Annotated in this window: 19 protein-coding genes and 1 pseudogene; 11 read left to right on the top strand and 9 right to left on the bottom strand. The window is 62.2% G+C overall.

Features of this window, described 5'->3' with window-relative positions; genetic code table 11:
- Positions 1-142 precede the first annotated feature (142 nt).
- Positions 143-1,297 carry a winged helix-turn-helix domain-containing protein gene (locus FRC96_RS12985; protein WP_146974911.1) on the top strand — a complete coding sequence of 385 codons (1,155 nt, stop codon included), beginning with the start codon at positions 143-145 and terminating at the stop codon, positions 1,295-1,297.
- A 112-nt stretch (positions 1,298-1,409) separates the two neighbouring features.
- Here the strand turns inward: FRC96_RS12985 and FRC96_RS12980 are convergent, their stop codons facing one another.
- Positions 1,410-3,071 carry a DUF7151 family protein gene (locus FRC96_RS12980; protein WP_146974910.1) on the bottom strand — a complete coding sequence of 554 codons (1,662 nt, stop codon included), beginning with the start codon at positions 3,069-3,071 and terminating at the stop codon, positions 1,410-1,412.
- Positions 3,072-3,323: 252 nt separating this feature from the next.
- Here FRC96_RS12980 and FRC96_RS12970 point away from each other — a divergent pair, with 252 nt between their 5' ends.
- Positions 3,324-4,757 (top strand): hypothetical protein, encoded by a 1,434-nt coding sequence (locus FRC96_RS12970; RefSeq protein WP_230470216.1) that lies wholly within the window; start codon positions 3,324-3,326, stop codon positions 4,755-4,757.
- 623 nt (positions 4,758-5,380) lie between these two features.
- Here the strand turns inward: FRC96_RS12970 and FRC96_RS12965 are convergent.
- Entirely contained in the window at positions 5,381-6,001 is a 621-nt protein-coding gene (locus FRC96_RS12965) for a DUF1707 domain-containing protein (protein WP_230470215.1), read from the bottom strand.
- Between the two features lie 304 nt (positions 6,002-6,305).
- Here FRC96_RS12965 and FRC96_RS22765 point away from each other — a divergent pair.
- A pseudogene (locus FRC96_RS22765) lies at positions 6,306-7,250 on the top strand (PGN_0703 family putative restriction endonuclease).
- Positions 7,251-7,450: 200 nt separating this feature from the next.
- Here the strand turns inward: FRC96_RS22765 and FRC96_RS12955 are convergent.
- The 3 genes from FRC96_RS12955 to FRC96_RS12945 form a co-directional block, all read right to left on the bottom strand.
- Positions 7,451-8,929, bottom strand: coding sequence for a VRR-NUC domain-containing protein (locus tag FRC96_RS12955; protein ID WP_146974907.1), 1,479 nt, complete (start codon positions 8,927-8,929; stop codon positions 7,451-7,453).
- Positions 8,930-9,040: 111 nt separating this feature from the next.
- On the bottom strand, positions 9,041-10,315 hold the full coding sequence (locus FRC96_RS12950; protein ID WP_146974906.1) for a hypothetical protein: 1,275 nt from the start codon (positions 10,313-10,315) through the stop codon (positions 9,041-9,043).
- Between the two features lie 354 nt (positions 10,316-10,669).
- Complete coding sequence (locus FRC96_RS12945) at positions 10,670-11,716, bottom strand: type I restriction-modification system subunit M (RefSeq protein WP_434006980.1); 1,047 nt, start codon at positions 11,714-11,716, stop codon at positions 10,670-10,672.
- Positions 11,717-12,697: 981 nt separating this feature from the next.
- Between FRC96_RS12945 and FRC96_RS12940 the strand changes: the two genes are divergently transcribed.
- The gene (locus FRC96_RS12940) at positions 12,698-13,042 is read left to right on the top strand and encodes a cupin domain-containing protein (protein ID WP_146974905.1); all 345 of its coding nucleotides are present in this window, start codon (positions 12,698-12,700) and stop codon (positions 13,040-13,042) included.
- Between the two features lie 200 nt (positions 13,043-13,242).
- Here FRC96_RS12940 and FRC96_RS12935 read toward each other — a convergent pair whose 3' ends face one another.
- The 3 genes from FRC96_RS12935 to FRC96_RS12925 form a co-directional block, all read right to left on the bottom strand.
- Complete coding sequence (locus tag FRC96_RS12935; RefSeq protein WP_146974904.1) at positions 13,243-14,451, bottom strand: right-handed parallel beta-helix repeat-containing protein; 1,209 nt, start codon at positions 14,449-14,451, stop codon at positions 13,243-13,245.
- 321 nt (positions 14,452-14,772) lie between these two features.
- Entirely contained in the window at positions 14,773-15,552 is a 780-nt protein-coding gene (locus FRC96_RS12930) for a hypothetical protein (protein WP_146974903.1), read from the bottom strand.
- 167 nt (positions 15,553-15,719) lie between these two features.
- Entirely contained in the window at positions 15,720-16,034 is a 315-nt protein-coding gene (locus FRC96_RS12925; RefSeq protein ID WP_146974902.1) for a hypothetical protein, read from the bottom strand.
- A gap of 208 nt (positions 16,035-16,242) precedes the next feature.
- Between FRC96_RS12925 and FRC96_RS22660 the strand changes: the two genes are divergently transcribed.
- From FRC96_RS22660 to FRC96_RS12890, 7 genes are all read left to right on the top strand, one after another.
- A complete protein-coding gene (locus FRC96_RS22660; RefSeq protein WP_283808942.1) occupies positions 16,243-17,196 on the top strand; it encodes a YecA family protein in 954 nt (317 codons plus the stop codon).
- A gap of 376 nt (positions 17,197-17,572) precedes the next feature.
- A complete protein-coding gene (locus tag FRC96_RS12915; protein ID WP_146974901.1) occupies positions 17,573-18,001 on the top strand; it encodes a hypothetical protein in 429 nt (142 codons plus the stop codon).
- Positions 18,002-18,015: 14 nt separating this feature from the next.
- Entirely contained in the window at positions 18,016-18,240 is a 225-nt protein-coding gene (locus FRC96_RS12910; RefSeq protein ID WP_146974900.1) for a hypothetical protein, read from the top strand.
- 77 nt (positions 18,241-18,317) lie between these two features.
- Positions 18,318-19,997, top strand: coding sequence for a hypothetical protein (locus tag FRC96_RS12905; protein ID WP_146974899.1), 1,680 nt, complete (start codon positions 18,318-18,320; stop codon positions 19,995-19,997).
- Positions 19,955-21,121 (top strand): hypothetical protein, encoded by a 1,167-nt coding sequence (locus FRC96_RS12900; RefSeq protein WP_146974898.1) that lies wholly within the window; start codon positions 19,955-19,957, stop codon positions 21,119-21,121. Before FRC96_RS12905 ends, FRC96_RS12900 begins: the two co-directional genes overlap by 43 nt.
- Entirely contained in the window at positions 21,121-22,758 is a 1,638-nt protein-coding gene (locus FRC96_RS12895) for a YncE family protein (RefSeq protein ID WP_146974897.1), read from the top strand. Before FRC96_RS12900 ends, FRC96_RS12895 begins: the two co-directional genes overlap by 1 nt.
- A gap of 200 nt (positions 22,759-22,958) precedes the next feature.
- A complete protein-coding gene (locus tag FRC96_RS12890; protein WP_146974896.1) occupies positions 22,959-24,047 on the top strand; it encodes a porin in 1,089 nt (362 codons plus the stop codon).
- A gap of 440 nt (positions 24,048-24,487) precedes the next feature.
- On the opposite strand, the gene FRC96_RS12885 is transcribed toward FRC96_RS12890, so the two are convergent.
- Positions 24,488-26,620, bottom strand: a complete 2,133-nt coding sequence (locus FRC96_RS12885) for a catalase (protein WP_146974895.1) — start codon at positions 26,618-26,620, stop codon at positions 24,488-24,490.
- Between the last annotated feature and the right edge of the window lie 18 nt (positions 26,621-26,638).

The following is a 26,638-nucleotide window of genomic DNA, read 5'->3' as shown; positions in this document are numbered from 1 at the left end:
TAGTCCTCCCCCGGGCGGTAACGCTTTATCGGGTCTGCGAGAGGTGGTCGGGCGATGTTTAAGGGCGTTTCTGCTCCCGCTGCGGCTTTTCCAGGCTCACGCGTCGTCCCCCGAAACGAACTTCCTCCCCCCCAGGATGACAATGTCCTCTACGCTGAGACGCCTCGCTATATCCCGACAAGGTTTGAACCCGTCACTGCGGCCGGACGACGGCCTGATTGGGGCGCAGCGCGCCATCGAACACCTGGGCTATGTGCAGATCGATACGCTCTCGGTCGTCGAGCGCGCGCATCATCACGTCTTGTGGAGTCGGGTGCCGGGCTACGAGCCGGATCATCTCAACGCCCTGGTGCGCGAGCAGAAGGTCTTTGAGTACTGGTTTCACGCGGCCTCCTACCTGCCGATGCGCGACTATCGCTTCGCGCTGCGGCGCATGAGCGCGATTCGGCGAGGAGAGAGTCGGTATTTTAAGACGCTGGACTCGCCATTGATGCGGGAGATTCTGGCGCGGGTGCGTGGAGAAGGCCCTTTGAAAGCGCGGGATTTTGAGCGCAGGGCCGAGCGTCGGGACACGACCTGGGGTTCGAGGCCCGTGCGTCGTGCCCTTGATACGCTCTTTATGATGGGGGAGCTGATGATCTGTCGTCGCGAGGGCATGGAGAAGGTCTACGACCTTGCCGAACGCGTGCTGCCCGAGGGCCTCGATCTGAGCGTGCCGACCCTTGAGGAGTATGCGGCCTACCTCTTTGAGACCACGCGCCGGGCCCATGGTGTGTTTAGCTGGAAGCAGCTCCTGCACCTGCAAAAGGGCAGGGCGTTGCGCGAGGCCATGCGTGTCATTGTCGACGCGCAACTGGCCGATGGAGCGATCGAGGAGGTGGTTCTGGCCGACGGCTCCAGCGTGTACGTCGATTGTGAGGCGTTGGAGAGCGCAGCGCAGCCCGAGCCCACCGTTAAGGTGCTGTCGCCTTTTGATAATGTCCTGATCCACCGTGACCGTTTGAAGTCGCTCTTCGGGTTTGAGTACCGCCTGGAGAGCTATGTTGCTGCCTCGAAGCGCGAGTATGGCTACTTCTGTCTGCCCGTTTTATGGGGCGACACCTTCGTGGCGCGCATCGATACGAAGGCGCATCGGGCCGAGGGGCGTCTGGAGGTGTTGAGTTTGCACCTTGAGGGTGTTGCTTTTGATCGGGAGCGCTTTTTTGGGGCGCTCAACGAGGGGCTGCGGCGTTTTGCGCAGTTCAATGGGTGTTTAATGCTCGATGCTGGAGTGGTGGATGAGGTTTGTGGGCGGTGAGGTGTGGAGCGTCGAGCAAAAGAACAAAAAGCAGGGGCGCGGGCAATTGCCCGCGCCCCTTCGGCCTTTCACAGGGTAGCGCTCATCTCAGACCAGGTGTTGCCGCGCGCCATCAGGTCGCGTTGGTGTGGTATGGCGAGGGCCCGCTGTAGCACTGGCTGTCGTTGCCGTTGTAGCCGCCGCTCCAGGTGTAGTTGTTGATGCCGCTGCGTTGCCCGTAGCCATCGTGGGTGGTGTAGCGCCCCTTCGACCAGTCGAAGTAAGTCGAGGTGATGCGGTCGCTGCCGTCGGCGGTCTGCGTGCTCAGGAAGGTGCCGCCGAGCCCGAAGACTTCATAGGCGCGGCCAGGGGTGTTGCCGGCCTGCTGGGCGAAGTAATAGTACGCGCCGTCGTAGGCGAAGGTGTTGCCAAAACACTCCGGGGCGCCGCACGTGCTGGTGGGGGACTGCGAGAGCGTGATGGTCTGCGTCAGCGTCAGAGTCGCCGAGCCCTCGGTGGTGGCGTAGTGGCGAATGCCGCTGCCGTCGAAGCAGAGGAAGGCGTCATGGCTTGCCGACATCAGGTTGCAGTTGCCGCTGAAGCCATCGGAGAAGACGGCGGTCTCAAAGCCCGAGAGCAGACCCGCGTCGGAGACCGTGCCCACCGAGATGGCGGAGGCAGGCGCCGGGCCTGTGTTGCCATTGCCGCGCACGACCGTACGGGTGGCCGGAATGTGCACCATGCGACCGTAAATCGCGGAGGTGTCGCGGTCGGGATATCGCGTGTAGCCGCCTTCGCCGGCCGGGTGGGACCAGTAGCCGTTGCGGTTGAAGAAGCCCACGACGATGCGATCGGACTGGCGGTGCCAGAACCCGTTGGAGAGGTTGTTGTCGTAGAAGTAGCAGTCGATCGGGCTGTTAAAGACGGTGGCGACGTCTGGCGAAGACGCCAGTGAGACGACGAGCATATCGTCGCAGAGGTAGACGCTCTGCGTGACCTCGCTCTGGCTAAGCTCGCCATCGCGGTCTGCGTCGAGGCCAACGTCGATGCGTTGTCCCCCCTCCGAACAGTTTTCGCCGGGCGCCTCATCAGCGATCGCGATCAGCGCGTTCAGGCCATCCTGTCCGGGTTCGCCGTCCTGACCGGGCTGACCATCCTGTCCGGGTTCGCCCATCTCACCATTGCAGACATAGACGACGTCTTCGATCTCGTCCTCACCCAGCACGGTGTCGCGGTTGAGGTCGCGCCCGATGTCGATGCGCTGGCCGCCGGTTTCGCAGTTTTCTCCGGCGAGTTCGTCGTTGCTGGTGACCAGGGTCGCGATGCCCTCCGCGGCCTCACATATATACTCGGTGCCGTCGATCTCCTCCTCCTGCAGCTCGCCGTCCCGGTTGGCATCGACGCCGTAGTCGACTCGGGTGCCCCCCTGTGCGCAGTTCGCTCCGGCCGCTTCCGCGCTGCTGCGGATCAGGCTGGTGGCGCCATCCTCACCGTTTTCGCCGTCTTCGCCATTTTCGCCATCCTCGCCGTCTTCACCCCGGACGCCCGCGCACACCAGGCTTGAACCTTCCACCTCGTCGGCCGAGAGTTCGCCATCGCCGTTGAGGTCGGCGCCAAAATCGATGCGCTGGCCACCGGCTTCGCAGCCTTCGCCGGCGGGTTCTTCGGTGACCGAGACCAGCGTCGAGATGCCGTCCTGGCCATCTTCGCCGGCGCGAACCTCGCCATCACCGCCCGAGCAGGCGGCCAAAAGAAGGGTGCAGGTGGTCAGAGCGGTGCGTTTCCAGATGTGCATAGGGACTCCAGGGGGCTGGCAACGAGGTGCTGGCCAGCGTTGGGGGGGAGGGCGAGTTCAACGTCGTGCGTGTAACAGTGTGTACGCTGTGCCTTGCAGGTCGGCAAGTCCGGCAGCAGAGGAGCGTGGGGGGCGATGTGCATGGCGAGGTGTATCCGGTCTCGAAGCGCCCCCTTGATCTTCGCGCGTGCAGCGGCCACAGTCAGACCCCTGCTCAACAAGGATTGCATACACCTGAACGAGGGAGCCCCGATGCATGGTTGGACGCAGCGACTCGTGATGCTGGGCCTGATGGCCCTGACCCTTCAGCTGGGGTCTTGTTTTTTCGGCGACGCTCCTCTGGAGGGGGAGCTCTGCACCAACACCTGCCGCTTTGAGGGCGATGGAGACTGCGATGACGGGGGGCCGGGCGCCGACTATGGCTTCTGTGCGCTGGGGACCGACTGCCGTGACTGCGGACCACGCGTCCCCGAGCCTGAACCCGAGCCAGGACCTGGCCCCGGTCCTGATCCCGGTCCTGACCCCGACCCCTTCCCGGAGCCCGAGCCCTGGCAGCCGCCGGAGCTTGGACCCGGGGAGCTCTGCACCAACACCTGTCGCTACGCCGGCGATCGCCAATGCGATGACGGGGGGCCGGCCTCCCAGTTTGGTCTGTGCGAGTTTGGCACCGACTGCGAGGACTGCGGCGTTCGCGTCGAGGGTGACGACACGGTGTGTGAGCCGCGCTGCCCGGAGGGGTATTGCGGCCAGGACGGCTGCGGGGGCGTCTGCCCGGGCTGCGACGAGGGGGAGTTGGGTGATGACGAGGCGGGCCTGCGCGTGATCGTGGGAGAGCATCCTGGCGAGTCTTCGGTGCGTAAGGTGTGCTTCTACCGCGACGGTGAGTCGACACCCTTTCGGGTCATGACCCGTTCGGCGGTGACCGTGAGCCGCATCGCCAGCGTCTACGCCGAGTATGCGAGGGTGCCGGCGAGCCCGGATCTTCGGGTTGCGCACCTGGCGTGGGAGGATGCGAATGACGAGAGCGACGAGGGCTGCGACGCCTCGCTCGCGAGCGCGGTGTCGGAGGAGGGCCTTGTGCCTGGCGAGTACCACACGCTGGTCGTCACGGCATATGCGCAGAGCGCTGGTGAGGAATGCGCCACACATAGCGAGGTGGAGGGCTGTGGGTTTTATCCGGCGAGCAGCCAGACGTCGGGCAGCACCGCGGCGTGTCCTGCGCCGGGGGCGATGCTCGTGCGCGACGGGCAGCGCGTCGACGGCAGCTATCAGGCCGGCTGGCGCGTGGTGAACGTCACCGCCAACGCCGAGATCATCGCCGCGAGCAGCGAGGACAACCTCTGGAACCGGTACGCCAGCCTTTACACCGCTCAGGGCGCGGCCGAGGCGCAGGTCTACACCACGCTGGCGTACACAAGCACGATGCGGGTCTGCCCCTCCTATGTGCTCTGTGAGCCCGGCGTGGACGATCAGCACCACATGGAGGCCGTAGCCGCCTGCACGCGTGGCGAGGCCTCCTGGCTGCTGGCGGAGCTCAACCACGGGCGGCTCAGCGCCCCCGACCAGGCCACCACGATCTATGTCTTTGGCGACGCCGGGCGGCTCAACGCGACGGGCGACGGGGTGATCGGGCAGGACATCAGCCTGGTGGTGGCCAACGATGTGAGGGATGGGGCGTTGCCTTGAGGGGGGGGAGGGGGGAGGAATAAGGGTTTTTCACGAAAGAGCCGATCTTTAAGCGTTTTTCACGGCGCGTAAGTGGTTTTCACGAGAAAGCCGATTTCTAAGCGGTTTTCACAAAACAATGACCCGGGGATCGGGTGCCCCGGGGGTAAGGCTGCGAGGTGTCGAGGCCGGTTCGGAGGTCGTTGCGCTATGCGCTCGCGGTGTCGAGGCCGGGCTTCGGTGCCTCGCGGGTAGCGTGGCGGGGTGTCGAGGCCGGTAGGGGGACCGGGCCGGGTGTCGCCGGGTGGTGTCGAGGGCGTCGCGGGGTGCCCGGAGGGCATGGAGGCCGGGTGTCGACCCCGGGAGCAGGTGCCCCAGGGGAAGGGCGGTGCGGTGTCGAGGGCACCCTCTCAGGTGGTCGGGGTATCGCCGGGTGGTGTCGAGGGCGGCGCGGAGGTCGCGGCGCCACAAGGTCGCGGTGTCGATGGCGAGTTTCGGTGCCCGGAGGGTAGCGTGGAGGGGTGTCGAGGGCCGGTCGGGGTGCCCGGAGGGTAGGGTGGAAGGGTGTCGAGGGCCGGTCGAGGTGGCCGGGGGGTAGGGCGGTGAGGTGTCGAGGGCCGCTTACGTTCGCGCGGCGCGCAAGGCTACTTTCGCTTGCGACGCTTTTTCTTACTCTTCGTCGCCTTGCAGCTCACGCTCCCCATCGCCGCAAAGCCCGTCAGGCGCACCACGGGCGCGCCGGACTTCACGTCGCGATCCTTGCCGTAGAAGGAGCCTAGGATGGGCACGCCCGCCGTCTCCACGGCTACGCCTTGCGGCACATACACCTTCAACTCACCAAACGCGACGGTGCAGCGAATCTCCAGCACGCCGGAGCTAAAGTCAGCCTCGCTGAGGTCGATTTTTGCCTCGCCAAAGAAAACCCCCGCGTCGATGCGGGAGGGGGCGGGACCGTCGACGGTGCGCCTGGTGCTCGAAAAGATACAAAGCACGCCCATGGGCGCTTCGGCCCACCCCAACTCACCAGGCGGCTCGTGTGGGACCAGCTCGCGCGAGTCTTGATCGGGCAAGTCGTCGACCAGCACCAGGAGGTGCTCGCGCTTCTCGGCGCGGCTGGCGAGCTCCAGGCGTTCGTCGAGCTCGTCGAGCGTGAGCAGGTCGTCGGCGTAGGCCTGCTGCAGGCGCTCGATGGTCTCTTCGCGGGCCGGCCCGAGCTTGCGGCTGCGGGCGCGGGGGATGCGGTCGGGGGAGAGGTTTTTGGGCATGGGGGGCCACTGCAAGGAGGGGACGGCGACGTGCAAGGCGCGGGTCAAAGCTAATGGACTGGGGGCGCATGACCAAGCGTGAAGGATGAATAGAAAAAATGAGCTGTCTGGGAGAGCATACACGCCATTTTGTCCCAGAGAGGAAATCTGGCGCATGGGGAAGGCAATGATCGTGGTGCACGGAAAAGTCGGGGTGCGCCTGGGAGGTATGTCTCTTAGAGTAGGGGCAGCTCAACACATCACAGGCGGGGACATATGCCGCGGTGCAACCTCGCTAAAAACATACGTATGGACGGAGTGAGATATGACAAAACCCCCGAATACGCCGCCGAGGCTTTCCCACGGTCTGATGATCCCCTGGGACGCGGATGAGCTGAACGTCGCCTCTGATTCAGCACGGACGGCGAGGTATCGACGGCTGCAATCGCACTATCGTGAGCATGTGTTGGGTGTGGGCGTCGGGTGCGACTCGAAGGAGATCCCTTGGCCGAACCTTCTGCCTCGTGAGGCGGTGGAGGAGAACCCGGGGCTCAATTTTCTGAGCCCGGAGATCACCGAATACACCCGGGCGCGCTCAAGGTAGGTCGTCTGCCATGGCGGCACACTGGAGGAAGACCGGCTCTACCGGAACATGCTCTCGAGCATGCCGATGTGCTTTAATATTTTCGGATACTGGCGCCAGTATCCGATGACGGCGGCGAGTCTGTTGGGTGAGCTGCTGGATCTGGATATTGCTGCGATCACGGCGATGGAGGTGGAGTGGATTCCTCGGGGTGCGCACCCACTCGGTGATCGGACGGCGTTCGATGCCTATGTCGAGTATCTGACGCACGATAACGAGGCGGGGTTCTTAGGCGTCGAGACCAAGTACACCGAGCCCTTCAGCGCGAAGGAGTATGACCGGGAGAGCTATCGGGCGCTGACCACGCCAGCGAACGGGTTCGTGGAAGGCGTGGCGGCTGTGCTGGTGAAGCGGGCGACGAACCAACTGTGGCGGAATCTGCTACTCGTGAAAGCGGTGCAGAAGGCGGAGGGGTTCAAGTATGGCCACGTGGTGGTGCTAGCGTTGGAAGACGACAAGGGCGCAGCGAAGGCGGTGGATGGCGTGCGGGGGCAGTTGGAGGCGCCGGAGAGCTGCGTGCGGGTGGTGTCGTTGGAGCGTTTGGTGGAGGGGGCGGTGGGGCTGGGCGTTGTGGGGCATGAGGCGTGGGGGAGGGCGTTTGGGGGGCGTTACCTGGATGTTGGGTAAAGAAAACGACGTTGCCCTGGCGGTAGCCGCCGGAGTCGAGGCGGAAGAGGCATCAGCTGTTGGGAGGGATGTAGCGGTTGATGGAGTCACCGACCATTTGGGTGACGAAGAAGCTGGGGTGGGGGTTGAGGTCGTCGGGGAGGGCGATCCAGCTAAAAGACGAACTGATTAACATTGATTAAGAAAGACGGTTTGGGCTTTTAAAGGCGCTCAAGGAGCCAATCGCGACGTTTGAGCGTCGCCTGCCATTTCGTAGAAGAAAAGTCAGTAGGTAGCAGCTTATCTGCTCGATTAATGACATTGATGGCAGCGTTATAGCGCTCAAGAGCTTTTAAGCAAATCGAGTAACGATTGGCCAGGCTGGCTAAAAGCCAGAAAAGACTGGCGTCCGTTGTGCCCAGATTTGCTTCAAATTGAGATAAACATTGCTCGTAGTGCTGCAACGCTCCTTCACGGTCGTTCTCTTTCAGCTCCAACGCTTTGCCGCGTTCGTAAGGATCGACAAAGGGGCGCTCGCGCTCTTTTCTAGCCGCGAGTTCTCGTTCGAGACGAATTCGCTCCTGCTCTTTAAGCGCGATTTCTTCAAGTCTTTGCCTTTGTCGACGTGCGGCTTCCGGCGCGAGGCCCTCAAGTCGGAGAACAATCTCCTCGCCAAAAGGATGCGCTCTTGATGCAAGCTCTAGAATTGCGTCTTCGGTGAGATGAACGGGAAATTTATAAACTTCCGGAAGAGACAGTCTTCGAAGTTCAAAACGGATGTGGCTCAACGAAGGGCGTTCAACTTCATTGTTAATATTGAACAAAGCGCAGACGTCGGAGTAGAACTCGCGTAATGCCTTGGTGTCTCGTCTTTTAGAGGTTCTGAGTTCGTTGAAATAGCGTTGATATTCATCGTCAGTCGAATTGCTGTCGGATACATAAACAACCATGCACGGAATGCCGACGACCTCAGAAATAAAGTTTATGCATTTGGCCTGGGTGGGGCGTAATCGATCACCATCTGCCTTAACCTCTAAGAAGAAGACTTTTTGTCCGTCATGGGCGACCAGGTCGGGAAAGCCTGACTGCCCTTCATGTATTGGCCAGCTAAGCAGCATGAGGAGTTCTTCAAAGGAAACCCAGTTGATAAATTTAGAGAGGACCTTGTTCCAATAGGTTCGGTTTGGGGCGTTGGAGAATCGCTGGTCTCGGGTCGTGTGTAAGCGTTTGCCGCCTTCCTTGATGAGTTTACCTAAGCGGCTGGGAGAATATGTGCTTAAGTGTTGGTATATATAGGGTAGATGATTGATGTCGACTTGATCCAAGTACGAAAAGTCACGTTGACCGAACGCTCGTGAGTATTGATCTCGAAGGGAAGGTGCAAACACGAGGTGCTCATGAAGGTTCTGTAATCCGTAGTTTTCAAAAATATGTGATTCCCATTTGTTAGAAAATCTGTCGATGACCCAATCTTCAACCGTTGCTTGGCCATTGGAATTGGTTAAGAAGTATTGGTTTCGGCCTGGAGCTAAAACACGTGATGCTTTCAGGTGAACTTCTTTGATGGAGGAAGCTAGCTGGGTGGGGGTTTCATTGTCGTGATAGGTTGCGGTGGCGGCGTGGAGCAAATGCCAAATTCTCTCAATAGTAAGAGACTTTCGACGTTGCGTGAATGATTTGAGTAGATATTGGATGTTCATGTTTAGAATAGCTAAAGAGGATCGGTGGCTAAAGTTGGTTTGGTTGGTGTTGAGTTATGCCGCGGACGTGTATCGATAATAGGGGTGTAGATTTTTATGTTCACCGTTGCTTTATAAGGCTTCGATGATTTCAATTGCTTTGAGTGCCTCTTCCTTATGGGTCTTTAATACGAATTTTTCTTCAATGCTTTTCAGTAGGTCGATTGCGAGTCTTTTGGGGGTGGTGTTGTAAAGCTCGTTCTGTACTCGTTGGTTTGAGCTGAAGAGGAATACTATATTTCTCAGGTTGTCAGGTGAAACCTCTTCTAGAAATGGTTTGAGTACAACGTGTGCGCTGGAACGGCCCCAATAATTACCACACCAAACAGCTAAAATTTCTTGATAAACCTCGTCAAACGCGATTTTGGGCACGCACGGGCCAAATTGGGCTAAAGTACTCGCTGCGACTTCTTCATCTTTCCATCCATAGGGCCGATCTTTGGCTTCCGCCAACTTTAGGGCAGCACGTCGGAACAACTTCGCCCTCATACCGTCTGGTATGTAAATAATGCCTTTAACGTTTACAAGCACGTCCAGAAGTCGACTATCTGCCCCTGATGGGAATCTGTTATCTTTTGATTTGGATCCAATGTTAAATGCCATTTTATTATATCGAAGCCCAGCAAGAGACCGTTGGTCTTCTGTACCCCGTTCCCAGGCGATCGGAAAAAGTCTCGCTGCATTGGCTGCCGCCGACGGTGAGCTACCGCAAATTTTATCTAATAAAAATCCGAAAAAAGTCCTAAGCTCTTGTGGGGATAAGGATTTGGCTTGATCGCCTAATAGTAGAAAATCCTCATCGCTTAAGGTGCCATTTTTAATCGGCTCAAACAACGCAGATATTGAATGTCCAGGATCAGGAATTGCTACTGAAAATAAGTTATTTTGAAGCAATAATGCAAATGCTATTACATCTTCAGTCTCTACACTGTCATCTGAGGCGTGCGCAGCAGACGCATGATTCCTCATCCAATTTATTGTTTCCAAACACTTCGCGGCTTTTCTGTTAATCAAACCCAGTGTTTTTGCTCCCATAATCAATAATATTACGTCAACTTCGTCCCATCTTTCTGACAGGCTATCGCCGTCAGGTTTGTATTTTTTTCGACCCGCTTCGTCATTTACCGCAGATAGGAAAAGGTCAACACCATAAGTTTCAATTCGTCGCTGCAGATTTTTTATTCCAGCATTCCATAAATCTAACAACGCATGATCTGGATATCCGTCGTCAAGCAATCTCCCTGCTTGTGATAGAAGGTTGCCTTCAACAGGTGTTAGCGGAAATTCGATGCTATTGGTTGATGTCGATAAGATTTCCGGTCGTGGGATCGTTGTTAGTGTGCTCATTGTTTTCTCATTTGATGAAGGCTTTTAGCTGTCTGTATTAGAGGAGGAATGTTTTGTTTTAACCAGGTGTTGTTGGTATGCAATGAAGTTGAAGCGTTTGGGATTTATGTTGGTTTGAAAATATAAGATAACGACATTCTATCGCTTTCCACCAATTTCCATGCGTTTCGGAATAGCTCGGATTGCTGAATTCTAGGTATATTTTTTCATGAGCCTCGGGAATGGCTTGGAGAGGGAAATTTTCTCGTTGCTCAATGCATTCTTGTTTATAATAGGTTTCCAGAATGTATTTCATGGGTTATCCTCATAAAAAGGAAGTTTGATTAAGGCGATTGTGGAATCGCTTGCGGTTTTTTAGTTGAATTGGGCGGGGTTTGCAAAGTTTAATGAGACCAGGGTGATGTTACTAAAAGAACAATTGGTCTGAATCAGGTGCGAACGATCGCCGCCCCAGTCGCTGGAGTTGAAGGGCGGGTTGGCCAGGACGTAGTCGGCCTTGAGGTCTTTGTGGAGGTCTTCGTGGAAGGTGTCGGCGTGCTGGCCGCCGAGGTCGGCGTCGATGCCTCGGATGGCGAGGTTCATCTTGGCGAGCTTCCAGGTGGTGGGGTTGGACTCCTGGCCGTAGACGCTGATGTCTTCGCGGCGGCCGCCGTGATCTTCGATAAAAGTTTCGCTCTGGACGAACATGCCGCCGGAGCCGCAGCAGGGGTCGTAGACGCGGCCGCGGTAAGGAGCGAGCATCTCGACGAGGGTCTGGACGACAGGGCGAGGGGTGTAGAACTGGCCGCCGCGTTTGCCTTCGGCGCTGGCGAACTGGCCGAGGAAGTATTCGTAGACGCGGCCGAGGATGTCGCGGGAGCGGTTCTCGCGCCCGCCCAGGCCGATGCTGCCGATCAGATCAATCAGCTCGCCGAGGGTGTGCTTGTCGAGGGCGGGGCGGTTGTAGCGCTTGGGGAGGACGCCTTTGAGGCGAGGGTTGTCGCGCTCGATGGCGACCATGGCGTCGTCGATGAGTTTGCCGATGGTGGTCTGGCGGGCGCTGCTCTGGAGGTAGGACCAACGGGCGGCCGGGGGCACCCAGAAGATGTTGTCGGCCAGATATTCGTCGCGGTCTTCGGGGTCGGCGTGGGGCTCTTTTTCGAGCGCGGCGTGGCGTTCTTCGAAGGCGTCGGAGATGTATTTGAGAAAGATCAGGCCCAGGACGACGTGCTTGTATTCGGCGGCGTCCATGTTGTTGCGCAGCTTGTCTGCGGCTTTGAAGAGTTTGTTTTCAAAGTCGATGTCGCGGGAGCGCTCGGCGGACGCGTCGGAGGTTTTGGTGCTTTTGGCGCGCGTCGGCTCGGAGGCGGACGCGGCTTTGAAGACCTCGCGCAGCGCGTGGATCATGGCCACGGTGGGCATGTCTTTGCCGGCCTCCCAGGCTTTGAGATCGTCGGGGGAGGCGCTGATGGCGCTGGCGAGTTGGGGGATGGAGAAGCCTGCGGCGGTGCGCTCGGAGCGCAGCCAGTCGGCGAGTGATGTTTGGTCGGTGCTCATACGTCGGAACTTCCTTGAGCAGATGTGGTGGTCTGAAAGGTCCCCACCGGAGTCGTTGCGAAATGTTGAGCGTGAGAGTAGCGACCCGAAGGGGGGATGGCAACAGGGTTGGGTGATCGGGATGGGGGTGAATGAGAGCACGTCGTCACGACGCGGTAGCACGGCGGCAGCCGATGCCCGCTCGCCCGCAACCCCACCCTGGCTCGCCAGAACCAATGGCCGATGCCCCGCGCTGCGCTAAAACCGGAGCAAAACCCATCGACTATGACAACATGTCACGCTCAGGTGGGGGGTAAGGCGATGGCATGTTGCAAAATACCACGCTGAGGTGGGGGGTAACCCGATGCATTGTGCCAAAATGTCACGCTCAGGTGGGGGGTAAGGTGATGGTGTGTTGCAAAATACCACGCTGAGGTGGGGGGTAAGGTGATGCGTTGTGCCAAATTGTCGCGTTTTAGGAGATTCGGGGGGATGCCGGGTCTCCTTTCGTCAAAGCCCGGCGAGTCGCTCACCCGCCCACAGGCTCGCCGCTGCGCCAGCGCTGGTCGCGCGCCCCGGGGTTGATGGTGAGGTCGGTGGCGCCGGCGTCTTCTTGCGCGACGCTGGCGAGGCGTTCGGCGTGGTTGTCGGCAGACTTTATTCAGGTGAGTACTCCGAGGGAAGAGGTGCGCGCGACCAGGCCGCCACCTGACCCTCGCCGCCGGCTCGACCTCCGGTGGTTCGGCAGGCGCATGCGCTCCGTGTGGCAGCGCCGCTGTTATGCGTAGCGCGGGGGATGTTTAGGTTTGTGACCAGCGCTGAAGGCGTGTTTTCACGGTCCGGTTTTTACGTCGGAGGAGCAGACCTATGCAGAACATCAGACCCGAGAAGATCAACGTGGACGACGCCCCGCGAGGTCAGGGGGGGTTTATGCGCGTGCTGGCACGGGGAGAGAACGTGGCCATGCGCATCTGGATCGAGGAGCCCCCCGAGAACAAAGCGAGCACGATGCATGGCCATGGCTACGAGACGGTGGGGTATGTGATCGAGGGGCGAGCCCGGCTGCATTTTGAGGAGGAGTCGGTGCTGTTGACGCTGGGGGACTCGTGGATGGTGCCCTCGAATGTGAGGCATTATTACGAGATTCTGGAGACGTTTACGGCCATCGAGGCGACCAGCCCGCCCTCCAATGCCCACCTCGCCAGGGAGTGAGTCGGGGGCTGCCCGGCCACTCCCCCCCCACCCACGCGGCAGCCGACTCCCAATCCATGATTGAAAAATAAAAAACCGCGCCCCGGGTGGGGCGCGGTTTTTTTAGCGTTGCGCTCGGCGACTGAGGCCGAGGCTAGAAGGTGGCTGACGGGCTCTCTCGCACAGCGTGGCAGCCACCTCCCAACCCATGATTGAAAAAATCAGGGGAAAATCACGTCGGCGGCGGCGTTGTCGACAAAGGAGTTCACCTCTTCGACGTCTTCGTTGACGGTGGAGCCGGGGGCGATGGCGATGCCGGCGCCCTGGGAGTAGGCGAAGGTGCTGTCGAGGACGACCATGGTGCTGGTGCCGGTGGCGCCGCCGATGGTGAGGTTCGCTTTGGGGGTGTCGTCGTATTCGGAGAAGCCGGCGTATTCGATGGTGGTGTACTCCATGCGGCTCTGGTTGGAGTCGACGCCGTCGAGGTAGAGGCCCTTCCAGACGACGTCGCCCAGGCGGCTCATCAGGACGTTGTCTGCTTCGGTGCCCAGGGAGACGAGGACGCCGCCGTTTTCGCCGTCGATGGTCATGCCGATGAACTCGTCGAAGAGAATGCGGGTGCCGGGCTCAAGGTCGAGGCGGTTTTTGACGACGACGGTGTCGGTGACGGCGATGGGGGCGTCGTTGGAGAGGGGCTTCCAGGTGGCGCTGGAGGTGATGTCGCCGCCGTAGGTCTCAATGCCGGCCTCGAAGGTGCTGCCGGAGAAGGTGGAGTTGCGGTCGATTTTGCCGACCTCCTCGGCGGGCAGGCGCATGGCGTAGTCGAAGTTGCCCTCGAAGGTGTTTTGCGAGAATCCGGTCAGGGCGCTGTCGGGGGTGACTTCGATGCCGTAACGGGCGGACTCGCGGATGGTGCTGTTGGAGATAAAGAGGGTGGAGCCGGCGTCGAGCGAGAGGTTGGCGGCGCGCAGGCCGTCGCGGAAGGCGTCGTCGCCGGCGAATTCGACGATGGTCCAGCGCAGGTTGTTCTGGGAGGAGGTGGAGCTCACAAAATGGATGCCGTCCCAGGCGCCCTTGGCTTTGTCTTCGCCGGTGAATTTGATGGGCTTGTCCTGGCTGCCGCGGCTGTCCAGCGCGCCGCCGTTCTCACCATCGACGGTGAGGCGAGTGGTGCGGGAGAACTGGATGTTGACGCCGGGATCGACGCGCAGGGTGGCGCGAAGGGTGACGGATTCGGTGACCACGTAGTCGGGCAGGGAGGGGTCGGGGACGATGTCGGTGAGCACCATGTCTTCGCTGATGGTCTGCGGGAGCAGCTCGGGCTCGGTGTTTTCGACGGGGCCATCGTCGCCGCAGGCGAGCAGGGCCAGGGAGGCGGAGATGGCGAGGGCGCCGCGGGTCCAGGGCTTGCGTGGGATCAGGTTCGTCATCGTGTACTCCGTAAAATGCGTTGTATCGGTTGAACGCGTGCTGACGTGGGTGTGGGTTTGCCGTGGCGCATCTTACACGGGCATGTGCGCGGTGGCGACTGTGACCGTGCGCCCGGGGCGACGGGAAGTCGGCGCCGGGAGCCTACCACGCCGAGGTGTAGCAGGGCAGCGGGGGCGCTGCCAGCAGCGGGGGGATCGAGGGGACCTGGCGTGGCGAGCGGGGCGTCGAGGGGAGAGACGTGGGGGTGGTGGGGATGTTCAAAGCGGGGGGCGGCGCGCAGATCGACCAGGCGGCAGCCCACTCCCCATTTATGGTTGTTATTACTCCAGGTGGAGGCAGCCCAGCGCGCGGGTGTTGGGAAGGAGCGTGACGGCGCAGTGGCCGTGGTGGCGGGGGCGGTCGAAGGGGTAGGGGCCGCTGATGGTGCAGCACCAGTCGTCGGGGAGGCAGGTGTGGGGGAAGATGTTGGCGCCGCAGAGGCCCTCGTTTTCGGAGCAGACGATCCGGAGGTCGGGGAGGTTGTTAGTCAAAAAGGCCTCAAAATCCGCGAGCTCGCCGGAGGGAGCAGCGCAGATGGTGGTGAGGTTGAAGCAGTCCGCGCCAGGGCAGGCGCCGGTGAGGAGGGAGGTGAGTCGCTCGGTCTGGCAGTAGCCGGCGCCGGCGCAGGAGGTGGCGCAGTCTTCGAGGGTGTCGAAGGCGGGGCAGTCGTCACCCTGGCAGTCGCAGCCGGAGGCGGTGACGCATTGGGTGCCGTCGAAGACGACGCCGAGCACGGCGTCGCAGTCGCCATAGGCGTCGGGGGCCTGGATGGGGCAGGGGGTGGTGTCGGGCGTGGGATTGGAGAGCTCGCAGATGTTGTGGGGCGCCGGGGGGAGGGTGGGGTCGGCGTCTTTGGCGGCGTCGGCCTCTCCTGTGGTGTCGGGCGAGGCGTCGGTGTCTTCTGTGGTGTCGGGTGCCGTGTCTGCGTCGGATGCTGCGTCCGTGGCGACGTCGGGTTCGGTGAGGTCGAAGGGGCCGGCCGGGTCGATGTCGTCGGAGCAGGCGAGTGCGGTCAGGGCGAGGGCTGCGGCGATGGCGAGGTTTCGGGGGAGCTGGCGCATGGCGGGGCCCGGGGCGGCGGTGAGCGGGGTCGGGGGAGGGCCGTTGAGCTTATTACGCCGTGAGCGATCGACTTCGCAGCTATCGCGTCAACTTCTGCTCAGGGCGCAGCACAAACCTGTCTGCTGACCGAGCGTTGGGGCAGGGGCGAAACCTGGACCTGGTTGGGCTACTCGGTGGGTTGATCGCAGGCCGCGGCACATGCTTCGAGGGTTTCAAAGGCCGGGCAGTCGTCGTTCGGGCAGCCGCAGCCGGATGCTGTCACGCATTGGGTTCCGTCGAAGACGACGCCCATCACTCCGTAGCAACCCCCATAAACCCAGGGGCTCTGGGTGGGGCAAGGGGCGGGCTCGGCGAACTCGAAGACGGGGTCGGCGTCCGGGGATACGTCGCGCGTGTCGTCGCTGAGGACGTCGTCAGAACAGGCGAGTGCGGTCAGGGCGAGGGCTGCGGCGATGGCGAGGTTTCGGGGGAGCTGGCGCATGGCGGGGCCGGGGGTGGGGTGAGTGAGATCGGGGGAGCGGCGATGGGTGCGGGGTGAGTATGGCAGGAGGAGACGAATCGCGCGAGGGGACGTGTCCAGGGCGTTGAGTTCGTTGACATTACCGGGGACTCAGGACGTAGTGTGCCTGGGTCTACGCTGTGTCGGGAGCGTGAATAACGAAGACGGAAATCTGCATGCGGAGTATGCGATGCCTTTTGTGAATCGATGTGTGGTGGTGGTGCGGCCGGGGCCGCGTTTTGTCGACTGGGTGCATGCGCTTGATGAAGAAGATGGGGTGGAGCCTGCCGAGGCGTCGGCGATTCGCGGGGAGACCATCGCCTATCTTGCGCCGGAGGTGGAGACGCCCGGGGATGTGGAGCGTTTTCTCAAAAAACAAGCGCGCAGGATGTTTGAGGACCTGCTCGAAGGTTGGTGCGTGGACCGCGAGCAATGGCCGAAACAGCGGGGCATTAAGAGTTTTGAGAAGTGGGTGGAGTGGGAGCTTCATGATTACGTCGTCGACCTGGATGGCGCGCCGCTTGTCTCAGATTCAAGCACTGACCAACCCGGGTTTGTCGATGAGCCCTTTGATTTTCATGCCGCGCTCCATGACCCGGATGGATATATCAGCGACACCAGGGGGCCGATCTGGGTGGCGCATCTCTATGAGCAGTTTGCGAGTTCGAAGGAGGCTGAGGGGCTGAGGTACGTGGTGGGGTGGACGGAGGTTCTTTTTCATTACCTGCATGGTTATGAGGGGATCACGATTCACGATCTGACGCCGGAGCTTCTGGAGTATGCGTTGCTGGTGCATTTCCCGCGCAAGATCACCGATCCGAGCTTCGATGCGGAGGCGGTGCTGGCGGAGTTTGGGGCGCTCTTTGAGTTTATGAAGCGGGCCTACAAGCTGGAGAACGCGTCGGCGTGTCTTGCGCTGCTGCGGCGCAAGGGCATGGCCGATGCGATGGATAAGGCTATGAGCTCGTCGGATAACTTCGGGATGGCCAAACGCATGATGGCGGGGTTGGACCCCTTCGGCGGAGGCGGGTTCTCGCCGATTCAGCACCCATTTGTATCGAATGAGCCGGAGGTGGGGCGAAACGATGCGTGCCCGTGTGGGAGCGGGAAAAAGTACAAGCGGTGTTGTTTGAAGAAGGCATAAGAGGGGCGCTGGCGTGCTGGTTTTTCAGCGGTAAATTCTGTGAATTCTGTGAATTGTCGATTGAAGGCGGGGCTCTGGCAGCCACGTTTAATGGGCCTTCCTAGGGCACGATCCGTCTATCTGTATGCCTCGCTGTTGAGCGAGGTCGCCGTGCGGCGATGTGTGTGGGGGCTTCCTGGAGGGTTGGGGGGAGGTCGCGTGCGGCCGTGTGCTGTGTGACACTATGAATCGGTGGTGTGGTGAGTCTGCGCCTGCGGGCTCGCGATTGAATCATTGGAACATCCGGGGGGATAGACGATGGGACGACATGGCTGCACGGCCGCGCGCGAAACACGTGTGTTTGCTCGTCTGACACCGATTTCATGATGAGGCCAAGGTGGTGCAGGCCTTCCATGAGCTGGACCACCACTCCACGCTCAAAGGGCTGGCCGACCACGGGGCGATCAACTACGGGATCGCCGGCGCCGGGGCGATGATTCTGGGGAACCGTCAGGGGATCGGGCCGAATAAGGACTGCATCAACTGCAAGTTCGAAGAGTTCTTTATGGCGTCGTGGCCCAAGGGCGAACCGGCGCTCAATGTGCGGGTCGATGAGTCGGGCAAGGCGGTGGAGGCGCTCTGGCCCGATGATCCGTCGAACGTCTACCACAGCTATGTGCGCGACCCGGTGCGCATCCGCAACCTGCACGCCGGGCCGCGGGCAGGGCAATCGCAAAGTCCCACAAGGTTATTTTATGGAGAACCCACCCAATCCGTAGGGAGGGGTCTTGTGCCCCTCCGGAACTCCCAGGGCGGGGACCCATAAGGGGTCCCCCTACGGTGGCGGGCAAGCGCGCGCCGCTCAATCCGCTGACGCACGTGGAGGATGGGGGCCTGGGGCGCCACCTGATCACGAGCGCGCCCGAGGGCGGTGTGCAGTACGGGGTGCGCGGCCAGTTTGACGTGATGATGATGGAGATCAACGCCAAGCTCCTGCCCGATGAGGGGCTACCCGGGGAGCAGGACGCGATGCTCTACCACGAGGGGGATTTCCGGGGGCGGTGAGTGCGGTGACGCCTTAGGGCTTTGAGGCCAAAGCGTACCCGGCGTTTTTGCCCGACGGTCAGCCGGGGCAGTGGTGTGTGAACGGGCAACCGCGGCGCAAGGGCGCGCCCTTTGCCAACCCCTGTCCGGCGGATGCGCCGGTGAGGCGCTACAGGATGGCGGCGATCGAGACGGAGATCGTGGCTAACAGGGCCGGCTGGCGCGACCCCCAGGGGCGTATCTATGTGCTGGTGGAGGATGTTGAGGCGACGCGCTCCGGGGAGCGGGAGATCGAGCCGCTGGTGATTCGCGCCAACTCGGGGGATTGCCTGGAGGTGGAGCTGACCAACCTGATGCCGGCGCATCTGGACGAAGATGATTTTCAGATGTTCACGCCCTCGGACATGGTCGGGCTGCATATGCACCAGGTGAAGTTCGATATGGGCTCGGACGGGGGTATGAACGGCTTTAACTACGAGAACGGCAGCCACTCTCCCGAAGAAGTGATGATGATGGTGGAGGCGATCAACGCCGCCGGCGGGGCGTTTGAGGCGGGCGATGGGCTGGGGGAGACGGGCTCGCGGGTGGAGCTGACGCTGACGCCGCATTCGCGGCTGGGGGTGATGGGGGCGCAGACCATGCAGCAGGTCTACTGGGTGGATCCGGTGCTCGACGATGAGGGGTACGACCGCACGGTGGGCACGGTCTTTTTTCACGACCATATGTCGGCGGCGAGCTGGCAGCAGCATGGTTTGTACGGGATGTTGGTGGCGGAGCCGGCGGGATCGCGCTGGCGGGATCCGCAGACTGGCGAGATGTACGGGACGCGGGCCGACGGGGGGCCGACGAGCTATCGGGCCGATATTCTGACGGCGAATGGCGGCGATAGTTATCGGGAGTTTGCCCTGGCGCTGGCCGACTTCGCGCCACTTTATGATGGGGATCGGCCGGTGAACCCGCCGATTCAAAAGGAAGAAGACCTGCCCTGGGCGATTGGCCATGAAGATGAGCCGCGACCGGAGGCGATCTCGGCCAGCGATCCGGGGACGATGCTGATCAACTACCGGCAGGAGCCGCTGCCCCTGCGTGTGGGGCAGCCGGGGCCGGGCGGCTGGCAACAGAAGGGCGGGGAGGCCGGGGAGATGGCGCAGGCGTTCAGCTCGGTGATTCACGGGGATCCGTCCACGCCGCTTCTGCGGGCGTACGGCGGCGACCGGGTGATGCTGCGTCTGATCGGGGCTGCGCATGAGGAGCAGCACGTGTTCGGGGTGTTCGGGCAGAAGTGGTTGCGGGAGCCGGACCATCCGGACAGCGGCTATGTGGCCGCGCAGCAGATTGGCCTCTCGGAGAACTTCACGGCCGACCTCGGCGAGGTGGCGACTTCCTATGAGGAGGTGACCGACTACCTTTATGGGAGTTTGCCGACGGATGACCTCTGGAGCGGGATGTGGGGGCTTTTGAGGGTGTATCGCGACGCGCAGCCCGATCTGCTGCCGCTGCCGAATCGTTCGACGAGGGAGGTACAGGGCTGGCGGGGGCGTCGTCCGCCGGTATGTCCGCCGGGGGCACCGAAGCGGCGTTATACGGTGCATGCGATTCTGGCGCAGGGGAATCTTCCGGATGACCGGCTCACCTACAACGCGGCCTTTGATCTCTATGACCCGGACGCGATCCTCTTTGTGAAGGATGAGCATCTTGAGGATCTGCGGGCCGGAAGGCGCGCGCCAGAGCCCCGGTGCTGCGAGCGGCAGCCGGGGAGTGCATCAAGGTGCAGCTGATCAATGAGCTTCCGGAGGAGATGCCGCCCTCGTCGCTGCACTTCAACTTCAACCCGCCGATTGTCGATAAGTTCAATACGAACCAGATTCGCACCTCGAACCACGTGTCGTTGCAGCCGCAGTTCGTAACGCATGCGCATGATGCGCATCGCGGCGGCGGGGCGAATGTGGGCTTGAACGACGCGCAGACGGTGCCGCCCGGGGAGGAGCGTGAGTTTGACTGGTACGCCGGGGTATGGACCCAGGGCTCGAAGGGGATTGTGGCGACGCCGATTGAGTTTGGGGCGATCAACCTGCGCAGCATGGCTGACGTGGTAAACCACGGGGTGCATGGGGCGATGGGGGCGTTGATCGTGGAGCCGGTGGGCGCAACCTGGGTGAGCGATGCGGGCACCGACGCGCAGGCCACGGTGAGCTATGTGGATACCTATGGCGATGAGCGCAGTTTTCGGGAGTTTGTGATGGTGCTCCAGGATGAGATCGCGCTGCATTCGGGGAACCCGGTCTTCCAGGGGGGCGATCCGCTGCAGCCGACGGTGTTGCGTAATAATGTGGGGGCGGATGATGCGGAGGAGTCCGGGCATAAGGGCTTTAACTACCGCACCGAGCCGTTGTGGGCGCGGCTGGGGGTGGCGCCGGAGTTTGATGAGAACGCGCTCAATGACCTGCAGCAGCGCGATCTGCTGAGCTCGCTTGTGCATGGCGATCCGGCCACGCCCGTCTTTCGGGCGGAGCCCGGCGACAACCTGCGGGTGCGGGTGCTGCTGCCTTCGGGGCATCCGCGCCAGCACGCCGTCGGGTTGACGGGCGCGAAGTGGCCGGTGGCCACGGCGCAGACGGGGTCGTTCTCGCAGGTGCTCGGTGCCAACGACTCGACCTTTTATACCGGCAGCGACGGGGGACTTGCGGCGGGTAAGGCCTCCAACCTGATTCCGCTGCACGGCGCCGGAGGGCCATTTAAGGTGGAGGGGGATTATCTGCTCTACGATCAGGCCAGCATCTATCTCTACGGCGGCACCTGGGGGTTGGTGCGGGTCGCCGAGACGCCGGTGCTTGCCGGGGCCTCGGAGGGGGATGATGGTGGGGCGACGGCATCGAGCGACGAAGCGTCGGAGGAGCGCTGATGGGGGCTTTTCGTCGATGGGGGGCGATGGGCGTGGCGGCCGGCGTGCTGGCCGCGGCACTGGGTGTGGCCACGGCGGGCACGCTGCTGATGACCAGCGCCGAGCCGGGATTTCGAGCCGATGGTCCTCCGACTGCTGAAGTGGCGAGCGGGGCTGTCAGGGGAGGGCCGGTGGCGTTTTCGGAGCTGGTGGCCGGGGTGATGATGCCGGTGGCGGTCGAGGGGGCCGCTCATGCTCCCAAGGTTGTGGAGTATGAGGGGCTGCAGCTCTCGTTTGCGCTGAAGGAGGGTCCGCGCGGGGCGGTGGCGCGTCTGGTGGTGACGGACGCTGAGGGCGGGGAGCCTGTGCGGGGGTTAAAGCCCCGGGCCTGGCTGGAGGAGCGGGGGGAGGATGGCCCGCAGGATGCTGCAGCCTGTGGCGCCCGGGTGCAGGAGCTTAGAGGAGGGGGGCTGGCGGAGCGCGCCGAGGAGGATCTCAACGCGCTGAGGGTGCTCTTGCTCAACGATGATGACACGTTGAGCGTGCTCAACCCGCAGATCGCGCTGAGGCAGACGCGTCTGGAGGCGCTGTTGAGGCTTCCCGGGGAGGTGTTAGACTGGGCGCTGCACCCGGACGGGCGCTCGCTTTATCTGTCGGTGCCGAACGTAAAGCAGGTGCTGGTGGTGGAGACACAGGGGTTCAGGGTGGCGTCGACGCTTGAGCTCGATGAGGCGCCGGGGGCGCTGGCGTTCTCGGAGGACGGGCGACAGCTGTGGGTGGGTGGCGCTGATGCGAATGCGGCGCATGTGCAGGTGATCGACACCGATGAGGATCGCGTTGTGGGGGCGGTAGAGGTGGGGCCCGGGCCGCATCAGGTGGTGGTGTCGCACGGGGGGCATCAGGTGTGGGTGGCCAGCCCGCAGATGCGGGAGCTGGTAGCGATCGACGGGCCCTCGGCGCGCTACGTGGGGGCGGTGGCGGTGGGAGAGGGCGTGGTTTCGCTGGGCCGGGGATGTTCAACTATCGCCGTGGCGCGGGAGGGCGGGGAGGTGCGGGTCTTTGATGTGGCGCGCGGTTCGGATCGCCGGGTGCAGGTTGCGGCCGGAGTGACCCGGGTGGATGTGGCGCCGGGGGAAAGGTGGGCGTTTGCGCTGCATGCGGGCGCCGGGCAGGTGAGCGTGATCGATCTGGAGCATGGCGTGGTGCGGGGGGCGTTTCAGGGGTTGGGCGCGCCGGAGAGGGTCGTGTTTACGGAGGGCTACGCGTACATCGAGCGCGCGGCTGGTGAGCAGGTGGGGATGGTGGCGCTCGACGCGCTGGCAAAGTCGGGGCCGGGCTTGAGGTGGGTGTCGACGGGGGAGGTCGGGGTGGCGGGCGCAGGCGCTTCAGCCGTGAGTGCGGCGCCGGGGCCGGCGGGGAGGTCGATCTTTGTGGCGTCACCGAACCAGCGCGCGATTCTGGTGTTGGCGGAGGGGCAGCCCTCGCCGATGGGGAGGATCGACAACCGGGTGGGGCGGCCGCGGGCGATGATGCTGCTGGACCGCTCGCTGGAGGAGGTGGCGCCCGGAGTGTACCGCGCCAGCGCGGAGGTGGATCTGGCGAGGTCCTGGGAGCTCCGGCTCGATCTCGGCGATGAGCTCGGAGCGCTCTGCTTCTGAGACCTTCTGGACCAGCGGTGTGGGCCTCGGTCGGTCCGCTCGGTCAGGTGGCTTAATCCGCCGATGGCGGACCGGAGCAGGCGACGCTCCCGGGGCAGGGGTGAATACTTTTTCGCCACACTCTGTTATCTACTTCCCTGAGGTTTTGTGTCATTTTTGTGACACGTGATCGATGTCCACTTTTTGGCACGGTGAGATGGATGCATAAAAACCTGGTTGGTATCGCGGCGGCCGCCCTGGTTGGGGCGACTTTTTTTGTTCCGGGGGTGGCGTCGGCGCAGGAGACGCCGGATCTGTCGATCAGCACCGAAGACGGCGACTTTTCGATCACCTTTAACGGCGACTTTCAGCTTCGTTATGAGGTGAACGCCGAGGAGCTCGCGGTGCAGAACGCCGGGTTTTTCATTCGTCGGCTGCGGCCGTCGATTGAGGCGCGGGCCTTTGGCAACATGGTGATGAAGGTGGTCCCGGAGCTCAACCGCGACGCCTCGCTTCGCGACGGCTGGGTGGCCTACGAGTTCTCCGACCAGGTCAGTGTGCAGGCCGGGCAATTTGCGCCGCCCTTTAGCTGGGAGCGCGACAGCTCCAGTGATTATCACGTCTTTGTGGAGCGCTCTCTCGCACACGGGGAGTTTCAGTGGGCGGATGGGCGCGATATCGGCGTGATGGTCGACGCCGATCCGAGCGACAAGTTCCATGTCGAGGCCGGCATCTTCAATGGAGAAGGCCGCAACGCCATGCCCTCGCCGGATGTCGGCCATGTGTTCACCGCGCGCGCGGCCGGGGCGCCGATCGGCGTGTACAGCGAGAGCGAGGCGTTGGTGGAGGCGGTGGCCGAGCCGACGTTGATCCTGGGGGCGGGCGCGTATTACGCGAACTCTTCACGGGCGCGGGACTGGCTGGACGACGGCTCCGATCTTCGGGCCGAGCTGCTGGGCCTGACCGCCGACGCCTACCTGGCCATCGACCGGGTTACGCTGCAGGGGAGTTATTTTTTCCGCGACACAAACTCGCCGGACGGCGCGTTTGATGGGTTTGTGGGCCACGGCATGAACGCGCAGCTGGCGGTGCTGGCCATTGAGCAGCGCCTGCTGCTGGCCGCACGTTTCTCGCAGACCTACTTCGACGATGCCGCGCCGGTCGCGAGCAACGATGAGGCCGCGCTGGGCGCGCAGATCTACCACCGGGGGCATAACTCCAAGCTGCATGTCGAGGTGGGCGTGCACGGGCTTTTGCACGATGTGCCGCGTCAGGAGTTCTTGAGGTTGCAGTATCAGTTTTTGTTTTAAAGCCGGAATCAGACCATGGTGGAGCTTCGAGACAGGGCGGCGGCAGGACGGCGCACCGAGCTTATTGCGCTCGTGATCCTGGTCACGGTGGGGTTTGTCGGGTTTTCTCTCTGGTGGGCTCCCTCAAGTCTGAGCGCATGCTTGGAGCAAGCGCAGAAGGCTCACGAAGAGTGCCGGCAAGGGGCCCTGCGGGCGCGGACGACCGTGTCCGACCACGGCTACGGCACAACGCAGGGGGCGCGCATCACGGACACGGCGCGTGAGGGGCAGTTGCAGGCGTGCTCAAAGGAGTATGCGCTGGCGAAGCAGGGCTGTGAGGGGCGTTTTCGGGAGTGAAGAGGGGAGGCGCGGCGTAGCACGAAAAAGCCCGTGGCGAGTTTTCGCCTCGGGCTTTCGTCGTTCGGGCATGAGGGGCGGTCAGCCGGAGATAAGCCGAAGCGTCAGGCGGGCACCCGACCGACCGCATCGCGGCCCCAGTGGCGGTGTTGAGCAATGGCCTCGAGCCATTGCGTGGTGAAGTCGGCGAGGTTGCTGCACTCCCAGAGGCTTATGACGCCGTGCTGGTTTGTGACGTGGTCACTGGATTGCGCATCCGCCAGGTCGATGCCTGTAATCGCCGCGTCGCGCAGGAGGTCAACGCCCTCGGCGGTGGCGGCGATGGGTTTGTAGTGTTTGAAGGCCTCGTTGATAAAGTGCAGGGCGTCGCCCCGGGTTTTGAGGGTGTCGATGTGCTCCTGGCCGCCGGGGATGTACAGGGCATCGAACATGATGGAGGCCGTGGTCACAAAGGGTTTGTCGACCTCGACGCTGGAGCCATCGTCGGCGCTGAGCGTGCCCCGAACCTCTGAGACGATGGTGATCCGCGCCCCTTCCTGTTCCAGAGCATCGCGCACTTCGTTGAGCTGGTCGGCGGCGAAGCCATCCGCGAGCAGTACGGCGACCTTACGGCTTGTGATGGTGTCTTTGACGGTCGCCTCCATGCTCACCGCCGGGGAGGCTTTGCCGTGGTTTTTGGCGTTTGGCGTTTTGGGGGCGGCTACACCGATGCCGGCGGCGACGCGGCAGGCGAAGTCGTGGTCGACCTCGTTGAAGTTGTTGACCATGCGCTCGCGCACCTCCATGGAGCTGACCTTGCCCAGCTCGAAGTGGGCGGCGCTGACCAGGTGGTCTTTTTCGGCGTCGGTGAGGCTGTTCCAGAAGAGGGTGGCCTGAGAGAAGTGGTCGCGAAAACTGTCGCTGCGGTTTTTGATCTTATGGCCGTCCACGCGCTCGGAGAGGTGGACATAAGCTCCCTGGGTGGCGCTGGCCATCATCGGGCAGCCGCCGCCGGTGGAGTTGGGGTAGTAGTTGGTGTTGCCGCGGTTGATGGTCTGGCGCCCGTAGCCGTCGCGCTGGTTGTTGTGTACCGGCGCCACCGGGCGGTTGATGGGAATCTCTGAGAAGTTGGGGCCGCCCAGGCGAATGAGCTGGGTGTCGATGTACGAGAAGAGGCGGCCCTGCAAGAGCGGGTCGTTGGTGAAGTCGATGCCGGGCACGACGTGGCCCGGGTGAAAGGCGACCTGCTCGGTCTCGGCAAAGAAGTTGTCGGGGTTGCGGTTGAGCACCATCCGCCCGACACGGCGCACCGGCACCTCTTCCTCGGGGATGAACTTGGTGGGGTCGAGCAGGTCGAAGTCAAAGCGATGCTCGTCTTCGGCGGGGACGACCTGCAGGCCGAGCTCAAACTCGGGAAAATCACCGGCCTCAATGGCCTCCCAGAGATCGCGGCGGTGGAAATCGGGATCTTTGCCGGCGAGTTTCTGGGCCTCGTCCCAGACAAGCCCGTGGGTGCCGAGTTTCGGCTTCCAGTGGAACTTCACAAAGCTGGCGTCGCCGGCCTCATTCACCAGCCGGAAGGTGTGCACACCGAACCCCTCCATCATGCGGTAGCTGCGCGGGATGGCTCGGTCGGAGAGCACCCACATCAGCGTGGCCGTGGACTCGGGCACAAGGCCGACAAAGTCCCAGAAGTTGTCGTGTGCCGCGGAGGCCTGGGGCATCTGGTTATGAGGCTCGGGTTTAATCGAGTGCACCAGATCCGGGAACTTGACGGCGTCCTGGATGAAGAAGACCGGCATGTTGTTGCCCACCAGATCGTAGTTGCCCTCCTGGGTGAAGAATTTGGTGGCAAAGCCGCGCACATCGCGCACGGTGTCGGCCGAGCCGCGAAAGCCCACCACGGTGGAGAAGCGCACAAAAACCGGCGTCTTCATGGAGGTGTCGCACAAAAAGCGGGCGCGGGTGAGATCCGAAAGATCTTCGTAGAGCTCAAAATACCCGTGGGCGGCCGAGCCGCGAGCGTGCACCACGCGCTCGGGGATGCGCTCGTGGTCAAAGTGCGTCATCTTCTCGCGAAAATGAAAGTCCTCCATCAAGGTCGGCCCACGCTCACCGGCCTTGAGTGAGTCATCGGTGTGGTCGACGCGCAGCCCCTGGTTGGTGGTGAGGTAGGTGCCGCGCTCGGAGGTGTGGCGCTCAAGATCCCCGCGTTTGCTCGTCTCGCTGGTCGGCGCGCGCTTCTTATCATCGCTCATGGCAGATCTCCTTCCCTG

The organism is Lujinxingia vulgaris (assembly GCF_007997005.1).
In the GTDB taxonomy this organism is placed as follows: domain Bacteria; phylum Myxococcota_A; class Bradymonadia; order Bradymonadales; family Bradymonadaceae; genus Lujinxingia.
Note: the sequence above shows the minus strand (reverse complement) of the source record. Positions and strands in the feature narration are given on the sequence as shown.

What these genes read in the sequence shown, in the direction of transcription:
- FRC96_RS12985 (WP_146974911.1), top strand. Translation starts at nt 143, where the DNA reads ATGTCCTCTACGCTGAGACGCCTCGCTATATCCCGACAAGGTTTGAAC.
- FRC96_RS12980 (WP_146974910.1), bottom strand. Translation starts at nt 3,071, where the DNA reads ATGCACATCTGGAAACGCACCGCTCTGACCACCTGCACCCTTCTTTTG.
- FRC96_RS12970 (WP_230470216.1), top strand. Translation starts at nt 3,324, where the DNA reads ATGCATGGTTGGACGCAGCGACTCGTGATGCTGGGCCTGATGGCCCTG.
- FRC96_RS12965 (WP_230470215.1), bottom strand. Translation starts at nt 6,001, where the DNA reads ATGCCCAAAAACCTCTCCCCCGACCGCATCCCCCGCGCCCGCAGCCGC.
- FRC96_RS12955 (WP_146974907.1), bottom strand. Translation starts at nt 8,929, where the DNA reads ATGAACATCCAATATCTACTCAAATCATTCACGCAACGTCGAAAGTCT.
- FRC96_RS12950 (WP_146974906.1), bottom strand. Translation starts at nt 10,315, where the DNA reads ATGAGCACACTAACAACGATCCCACGACCGGAAATCTTATCGACATCA.
- FRC96_RS12945 (WP_434006980.1), bottom strand. Translation starts at nt 11,716, where the DNA reads ATGCCCACCGTGGCCATGATCCACGCGCTGCGCGAGGTCTTCAAAGCC.
- FRC96_RS12940 (WP_146974905.1), top strand. Translation starts at nt 12,698, where the DNA reads ATGCAGAACATCAGACCCGAGAAGATCAACGTGGACGACGCCCCGCGA.
- FRC96_RS12935 (WP_146974904.1), bottom strand. Translation starts at nt 14,451, where the DNA reads ATGACGAACCTGATCCCACGCAAGCCCTGGACCCGCGGCGCCCTCGCC.
- FRC96_RS12930 (WP_146974903.1), bottom strand. Translation starts at nt 15,552, where the DNA reads ATGCGCCAGCTCCCCCGAAACCTCGCCATCGCCGCAGCCCTCGCCCTG.
- FRC96_RS12925 (WP_146974902.1), bottom strand. Translation starts at nt 16,034, where the DNA reads ATGCGCCAGCTCCCCCGAAACCTCGCCATCGCCGCAGCCCTCGCCCTG.
- FRC96_RS22660 (WP_283808942.1), top strand. Translation starts at nt 16,243, where the DNA reads ATGCCTTTTGTGAATCGATGTGTGGTGGTGGTGCGGCCGGGGCCGCGT.
- FRC96_RS12895 (WP_146974897.1), top strand. Translation starts at nt 21,121, where the DNA reads ATGGGGGCTTTTCGTCGATGGGGGGCGATGGGCGTGGCGGCCGGCGTG.
- FRC96_RS12890 (WP_146974896.1), top strand. Translation starts at nt 22,959, where the DNA reads ATGCATAAAAACCTGGTTGGTATCGCGGCGGCCGCCCTGGTTGGGGCG.
- FRC96_RS12885 (WP_146974895.1), bottom strand. Translation starts at nt 26,620, where the DNA reads ATGAGCGATGATAAGAAGCGCGCGCCGACCAGCGAGACGAGCAAACGC.